Source organism: Microcystis sp. M49636_WE2, assembly GCF_030065375.1.
Taxonomy (GTDB): domain Bacteria; phylum Cyanobacteriota; class Cyanobacteriia; order Cyanobacteriales; family Microcystaceae; genus Microcystis; species Microcystis aeruginosa_C.
This window is the reverse complement of record NZ_JASJFG010001064.1, coordinates 1-1,373: the sequence shown is the minus strand read 5'-3', so window position 1 is coordinate 1,373 and position 1,373 is coordinate 1. Positions and strand designations below refer to the sequence as shown.

Genomic DNA, 1,373 nt, shown 5'->3' with positions numbered 1-1,373 from the left:
CGATGGCTTTATCTGTTACTGATAAAGGCTTAATCGTTGGGTCATCAAATCTAATTGAAATATGCCAGCGTCCTGATGGATGTAATCTGACTGTTACTGTACTTGGTTCACAGCTTTCTGGGATTTGTCTTGACCATCGAATAGGTAAAGGTTCTGTGCATTTGGCTAAATAGACTTGTCTGTCTTTAAATTTAAAAGCAGACTTGGTAAATTCGGCACTTGCTCCCTGATGTTTTTTCTTAAAGTTAGGATACTTAGTACGACCAGCAAAGAAATTAGTAAAAGCTGTTTGTAAATGCCTTAACCCTTGTTGTAAGGGTACACAGCTTACTTCGTTGAGAAAGTTTAATTCTTCTTGTTTTTTCCACTCGGTTAGCATTGAAGAAGTTTCAGTATATCCTACTCTTTCTTGCTTTTCGTACCATGCTTGTGTTCTGAGATGGAGAGCTTTATTGTAAACTAATCTTACACAGCCCAATGTGCGCCGCAATAGCGACTCTTGTTCGGGTGTGGGGTAAAATCGGTAAGAATAGGCTTTTTCCATACCTCACATTTTAGCATATATTTCGTAAATGTGCTAATATTTGACGGTAAAGCCGTCGTAGAACGACGGGGTTTCAGACCCAAATTTTCGATGAAATGGCGAGTGATACTTGAACCCGATCCCGATACAAACGAATGGGCAATTTGGTGTCCGGAACTGCCCGGATGCACATCTGCCGGTATTACACAAGAGGAAGCTCTCAATAATATACGCGAAGCGATCGAGCTTTATTTACAACCTGATGCTATCGACCTTCTACCAGGAGCAGTAATCCGTGAGGTTATGGTGGGATGACTCGACTCAGGAGAATGAATGCTGACGAGGTTGAGCGCATATTACGCAAGTATAACTTTGAACTGATCTCTCAGAAGGGTAGTCATAGAAAATGGCGTGGTAGGGATCAAGATACTCAAGTTATCGTACCTTACCATCAAGGGAGAGATTTACCTACTGGAACATTGCGTAACATCATGATTACAGCCATGATCCCAGAAGGAGAGTGGAAATCTCCATAAACTTCATCTAAAGTCCATCTGTCTAACCAATCACTGCACCCGACCGAGAGTTAGACTGATAATATCATTCAAGGTTGGGCTTCGGCCGTGAGCTTTTGCCGAACGGTTGAAGCATGAAACCCAACGCCCGATCATGTTAGGCTACTGCTAACCCATCCTACAAATAATTGTGTCTCCCTACTTAGGGGCTGCTGAAAAAGTTTTTCGTGGGGGCAGGGTGTGGGGTGTGGGGTGTGGGGTGTGGGGTTTTACCCATTTTCAGGTGGTCAATTACCTAATTTTCAGGGAAAAAATCCCTAAATTTTCCCCCCAAT

Annotated in this window: 3 protein-coding genes; 2 read left to right on the top strand and 1 reads right to left on the bottom strand. The window is 42.8% G+C overall.

Going from position 1 to position 1,373, the window contains the following annotated elements; genetic code table 11:
* Window positions 1-544: RNA-guided endonuclease InsQ/TnpB family protein (locus PX484_RS24700; protein ID WP_288106049.1), on the bottom strand; the 544-nt coding region annotated here is incomplete at its 3' end.
* Between the two features lie 90 nt (window positions 545-634).
* Here PX484_RS24700 and PX484_RS24695 point away from each other — a divergent pair.
* On the top strand, window positions 635-838 hold the full coding sequence (locus PX484_RS24695; RefSeq protein WP_002776494.1) for a type II toxin-antitoxin system HicB family antitoxin: 204 nt from the start codon (window positions 635-637) through the stop codon (window positions 836-838).
* Window positions 839-852: 14 nt separating this feature from the next.
* A complete protein-coding gene (locus PX484_RS24690; protein WP_012266944.1) occupies window positions 853-1,059 on the top strand; it encodes a type II toxin-antitoxin system HicA family toxin in 207 nt (68 codons plus the stop codon).
* Window positions 1,060-1,373 lie beyond the last annotated feature (314 nt).